Source organism: Cryobacterium algoricola, assembly GCF_004402485.1.
GTDB classification, from domain to species: domain Bacteria; phylum Actinomycetota; class Actinomycetes; order Actinomycetales; family Microbacteriaceae; genus Cryobacterium; species Cryobacterium algoricola.
The window spans coordinates 1-4,690 of sequence record NZ_SOFG01000008.1 but is presented as its reverse complement, the minus strand read 5'-3'; the positions used below and the strand labels follow the sequence as shown (position 1 = coordinate 4,690).

Sequence of the window (4,690 nt, the reverse complement as noted above, 5' to 3'; positions counted from 1 at the left end):
AGCCGAGGCCGCTGAGAACGAGAATGGAGCCTGCCGCGAGGGGGAGCTCGGCGTGCACGCCGGTTGCGGCCAGTTCCTGGGTCGCCTCGGATTTGACCGAAGCGATGAGGTTTGCCGTNCGAAGCGATGAGGTTTGCCGTCGGCGTCGTCGTGTCCTCGGCGGCTATGGGGGAGGCTGGGGTCGTAGTCAGGGCATACGTTGCCGTGGCGGTCGGTGTTGTCCCGTTGCTCGCGGTGATGGTGAATGTGCTGGAGCCCGGGGCCGTCGGAGTGCCGGAGATCGTCCCGGTCGTTCCATTTAGGGTCAGCCCGGCGGGGAGTGCGCCGGAGCTCACCGTGTATGTCGGCGCCGGCGAACCCGACGTGGTGACCGTGAATGTGTACGGGGTGCCGACTCGTGCGTCGGTGGGGGACGCGGACGTGATGGTCGGGGCGACCGTCTGGGAGACAGTCCCCGGGGTCGGGCATCCCGTCGGGGCGGTGATGGTATTGGTGTCGAGGGTGACCGCGGCGACCCGGGCGATCAGCCGGCCGACGATGACGGCACTCGTTGTCGCCGTGACCGACTCCTGCGCAACGACGGTGCCCTGGAACTGAGCGGCCGTGCCGATCGTCGCGGAACTGCCGACCTGCCAGAAGACGTTGCAGGCGCTGGCACCTCCGGTGATCGTGATGTGGGTTGCCGACCCGATCGTCAGAGTCGACGCCGCCTGGAATACCCAGACGGAGTTCGCGCTGCCGGCGAGGGTGAGCGCCCCGTTGTCGGACAGCGCCAGTGCGCCACCGGTGTAGACACCGGGGGTGAGAGAGAGTCCGCTGAGCTCGCCGATGCCGGTCGTCGTGGGGGTGAGGGAGGCTGCGACGTTGTACGCGGTCGTGACGTCGTCCTGGGCAAGTGCTGCTGCTGCATCGGTCTGGTGAACCGTCCCCGTGACAATGCCGTCCGGAGCTCCTCCGAAACCCGTGATCGAGGACCCGGGCGCGAGGCCGAGATCACCGTTGACGATTGTTGGTCCGGTATTCGTGACCGTGCTCGCGCCGAGAACCCCATAGCTCGCAGCGGTTCCGAGGTTGATCGGCCCGTCGATGACGGTATCAGCGGATGCGGGGGACACTGTTCCAACGGCGAGGGTTACGGCAAGGCCGATGCCGGTCAGCATCGTGATGAGGAAACGAGGGGAGGGCGACTGAGCCATTCGTGGGCCTGCCTGCGACGGAGAGACACTGGCGAGTGCTCCGTCGATGACGCCTCGTGATTCCCGGTTCCTAATGTTGCATACCATCGGTACTCCCCGGGTATCTAGCATGTCTATAATTGAGCGATCCTCAGAGCCTAGGTCGCAACTCCTGGGGGCGCAAGCACTAAAAAGATGCGCGCAACCAGACGAATTTCGATTAACTGGGCGCGCCTCGTATTCAGCGCAAATTGTGTGCAACCCGAAGGGCCTCGATTAACTCAACGCTGTGACGAGACTTGCGACCGTGCGGAGCGGGATGACGGGCTCTGTGACGCGGTGCTCAATATTGACGAAAGACCGGCAAGCGCAACGGTAATCACGATCAAGCCAATGATGACGGCTGAATACCCAATCGTGGGACTTACCGCCCTGGGGGTGGAATTACACCGGACTCCTCACGCGCAGCGTAATCCCGGGGAAGCACGCGATCGGCAGATTCCGCGAGTTCGATTCAAGGGGTTGGAAACTCACCTTGCACCCCGAGTGGGGGTCACGTCCCGCTGAGTGGTGGAGTTTCTCAACACCGTGCGGGTCAGTTGTTCTAGCTTAGGCGGCGGCGAGTTCTGGGAGGATCACCGCCTCGTCGATGAAGTCGATGGGGTTGTTCATGGTGGTCAGTTCGATCATGGATGCTTCGAAGAAGTAGCGGCGTTCGCCGGGTTCCCACTCATCGTGCTGCTCGATCAGAACAGACCCGGCCAGGAGCAGCAGTGCCGCCGAAATCGGGAAGACACCGACGACGTCGGTGCGGCGTTTGATCTCCTTATCTACCCATTCGAGCGGGTTTGTGGAGCAGATCTGTCGCCAGTGCCGCCTGGGGAACGCGGCGAAGGCGAGCAGGTCGGGTTGCGCGTCGACGAGCATCGCGGCGACCTTCGGGTGCGACCGGGCGAGCATCCTGGTGACCTCGCGGAATTGCTTCTCGATGTGCTCGCGGTCGGGCTGGGCGAAGATGGTGCTGATAATCGAGGCGATCATGTCCTGGGATCCTTTCGGGATCGAGGGCTTGGGCTGTGCGGAGGTTTATGTCGTCGAGACGCCGGCAAATGCACTTGGTCAGCTGAGCACCCGAAACGCAGGCCCCGGCCTCACGGCTATCGGCGCAAAGCAGGCAGCCGCTGTACCGGGTGCGCTGCAGGGCGAGCAGGTCTTCGCGTCGACACTGACCCGCACCCAGCTCACCGCAACGGCACGATCGTGACCGCGACGTTGATCCTCGTGCCCGCAAGCACTCTCCTGTCTATTCCCGAAGAATCGCCCTGGCCCGAACCCGACGCCGCGGAGACAGTCACGCACCTCTCGAATCTCGAAAAGGTGACTTCCTCACCAATCCAGAACGGGTACCGGGAGACCATTGCAGTCCCGGACTGCGAATGGAGTGACCCTGACCTGAACGATCTCTGAGGACGCTGTGCAGTGTGCGTTAGACAACAAATGGCATGTCTCCTTGGGGTGGCCGACGGAGGTCGGGATGGTGACCATGCGAATCTGTTCAGACGTAGGCATGCTATTCCGGAGTCAGTGGAGTACGTTGCGGATATGCAGCGGATGCGGGTGGACCCAGCAGGTGGCAGGAATCGCGGGTGCGATGTCAATGCCTGACCGATTAGCCGCAGCAGCGGACTCGTTGAACGCCCTGGCCGGCCACGAATCGCGCCTACATGAGCCACTCTTGGCGCTGCTGCCCGTCGACGGGTTGTCGATCTCCACGTTCGGCCACGTTCTCGCCGCTGAAACGATTTCTGCGAGCGACGCCCAATCCTTCCGGCTCGACGAGCTGCAATTCGATCTGGGTGAGGGCCCGTGTTGGGACGCGCTGGAGACTGCCGCGCCCGTCCTAGAGCCGGACATCCGTGAACGGCCCAACCATGTGTGGCCAGCGTTTTCGGAGGCGCTCATCGCCGAAGACTTCGGTGCGGTCTTTGCTTTTCCACTGATGTTGGGTCCGCTGCGCATCGGGGCGATCGACCTGTACACGAACCGCCCCTATCGACTCGGCGAGCAGCACATCCGGCACATCGAGATCCTCTCAACCGTGGTGAGTCGGATGGTTCTCTCTCGAGCTCTCCGGCTGTCCGAAAGTGACCTTGTCGGTGAGGTCGACACGGCCACCCGGCGGGCATTCTCTCGTCGGGAGATCCATCAGGCCACCGGCATGGTCCTGGCGCAGCTGAGCATTCCAGCCGCGGACGCCTTCCTCGTGATCCAAGGCCAGGCATTTGCCACCGGACGATCCACGCTTGACATCGCTGGCGAGATCATCGACGGTCGATTGAGCTTCGCCGTGAACGAAAAGCAGATCGAAGGGACCCATGACTGACAGCAACCGGGAAGATCGCTTGATCGACACGTTCGCGACCCTCGCCGACACTCTGATCGACGACTACGACGTCGTAGATCTCCTGCAAACTCTCGTCGAAAGCTGCTCGGATCTCTTTGATGTCGCGGCGGCGGGTCTTCTCCTGGCCGCCGCTGACGGCGAGTTGGAAATGATCGCTGCGACCAGTGAGGCCAGCCGGCTGGTCGAAATCATGCAGCTGAGCGCCCGCGCGGGCCCGTGCGTGGAGTCTTTCAGGACCGGAACTGTTGTATCGCTGACAGACGTGGAGAAGAGCCCACCCGAGTGGAGCCGGTTTCGGGACAGTGCGCGCGAGCAGGGGTTCGCCGCGGTCTTTGCGATTCCTTTGCGCCTGCGAGAAACGACGATCGGTACCCTCAATCTGTTGGCAGGCGTTCCCGGTGCGCTTCCACACCGAGATATGCGCGCCGCCCAGGCACTAGCCGACGTCGCCACGATCGGTATCTTGCAGGAACGGATGCTCCGAGAAAGCAGGTCCGTACGGGAACAGCTCACAAATGCGTTGCAGTCCCGAGTTCTCATCGAACAGGCCAAAGGCGTGCTTGCACACTCTCGTGGCATCTCCATGGAAGAAGCGTTCACGCTGCTCAGGACATACGCCCGAACCAATCGCCTGCTGCTGTCGAAATTGGCGCAAGGTCTCGTTGAACAGACCCTCGTGATCTGACTCCCCGGCCCGGAGGCTGGCAGCTGGCGCACAGTTCATGCACGTCAGGGTGCGGACTCGTAGTCGAGATCGACTACCGAGCCTTGGCATGCGTCCTGGTTTACAGCCTTGTTGATGAGCCCGATAACGGCGCCACCAAATTCGGGACTAGACGATTTTTGGTGTAACTCCTAACAATGGAGGTGTCTGATGGCTGGTGTGATTCTTGACGTGGTGGAGGACGAGGCCGTGGCGAGGGTGAAGCATGAGGACGTGGTGGATGGCCGGCTCGTGGACCAGTTGGTCGGGCGGGCCCGGGAGTAGGGTCTCGCGCTGACGGGCGAGACAGGGTTGCTGGGCCAGCTGACGAAGATGGTCTTGGGATCCGCGCTCGAGGGCGAGATCACCGATCACCTCGGCCATGAGAAGCACGGGAGGTCCGGGTCG

The 4,690-nt window shown here is 62.6% G+C and carries 4 protein-coding genes and 2 pseudogenes; 4 read left to right on the top strand and 2 right to left on the bottom strand.

The window, feature by feature from the left end; all coding sequences use genetic code 11:
• A partial coding sequence (locus E3O44_RS05285) for an ice-binding family protein (protein WP_478213354.1) occupies positions 1 to 1,160 on the bottom strand: 1,160 nt, incomplete at its 3' end.
• A gap of 624 nt (positions 1,161 to 1,784) precedes the next feature.
• Positions 1,785 to 2,237: pseudogene (locus tag E3O44_RS05280) on the bottom strand (transposase); the annotation flags it as partial.
• On the opposite strand from E3O44_RS05280, the gene E3O44_RS19460 reads away from it, so the two are divergent.
• From E3O44_RS19460 to E3O44_RS19935, 4 genes and pseudogenes are all read left to right on the top strand, one after another.
• The gene (locus E3O44_RS19460) at positions 2,215 to 2,439 is read left to right on the top strand and encodes a histidine phosphatase family protein (RefSeq protein ID WP_198415874.1); all 225 of its coding nucleotides are present in this window, start codon (positions 2,215 to 2,217) and stop codon (positions 2,437 to 2,439) included. The pseudogene E3O44_RS05280 and the gene E3O44_RS19460 overlap by 23 nt on opposite strands.
• Positions 2,440 to 2,910: 471 nt before the next feature.
• The gene (locus E3O44_RS05270; protein WP_166792551.1) at positions 2,911 to 3,558 is read left to right on the top strand and encodes a GAF and ANTAR domain-containing protein; all 648 of its coding nucleotides are present in this window, start codon (positions 2,911 to 2,913) and stop codon (positions 3,556 to 3,558) included.
• Positions 3,551 to 4,264 carry a GAF and ANTAR domain-containing protein gene (locus tag E3O44_RS05265; RefSeq protein WP_134533267.1) on the top strand — a complete coding sequence of 238 codons (714 nt, stop codon included), beginning with the start codon at positions 3,551 to 3,553 and terminating at the stop codon, positions 4,262 to 4,264. Before E3O44_RS05270 ends, E3O44_RS05265 begins: the two co-directional genes overlap by 8 nt.
• A gap of 189 nt (positions 4,265 to 4,453) precedes the next feature.
• Positions 4,454 to 4,690, top strand: a pseudogene (locus E3O44_RS19935) (IS256 family transposase); the annotation flags it as partial.

What these genes read in the sequence shown, in the direction of transcription:
- E3O44_RS19460 (WP_198415874.1), top strand. Translation starts at nt 2,215, where the DNA reads ATGTCCTGGGATCCTTTCGGGATCGAGGGCTTGGGCTGTGCGGAGGTT.
- E3O44_RS05265 (WP_134533267.1), top strand. Translation starts at nt 3,551, where the DNA reads ATGACTGACAGCAACCGGGAAGATCGCTTGATCGACACGTTCGCGACC.